The sequence below is a fragment of the Psychrobacter sp. GW64-MNA-CIBAN-0177 genome, assembly GCF_040309585.1.
GTDB classification, from domain to species: domain Bacteria; phylum Pseudomonadota; class Gammaproteobacteria; order Pseudomonadales; family Moraxellaceae; genus Psychrobacter; species Psychrobacter okhotskensis.
Map to the genome: position 1 here is coordinate 1 of NZ_JBEOOY010000268.1, position 269 is coordinate 269.

A 269-nucleotide genomic window follows, 5' to 3' on the forward strand; every position below is an offset into this window, starting at 1 on the left:
GGCCTTAACGTTACTACATTGCTATTTAACGTGTTTTTTGTCGTTGTTGTATCAAGCTTTGCAACCGTTTTAGCTAACGAGTCACTAAGTGGTGCGTCGTCAATACTTATTGCGTGCTCCTTTACTAGCATGTCTACTTCGCTAAATTCTGCAAGTCGCATTACTAGCGCATCATCGGTTTCAAGGGCTTTACGCACTTGCTCCATTTCGTCCTCGCTTAGCTCTGAGTCTAAAAAGGCGCTAAGAGTTTCGTCGTTAATGTTCATACT

General features: G+C 42.8%; 1 protein-coding gene. It reads right to left on the reverse strand.

The window, feature by feature from the left end; translation table 11 throughout:
• On the reverse strand, window positions 1-206 hold a 206-nt coding region (locus AAEY79_RS15040), incomplete at its 3' end, for a hypothetical protein (RefSeq protein WP_352289224.1).
• Window positions 207-269 lie beyond the last annotated feature (63 nt).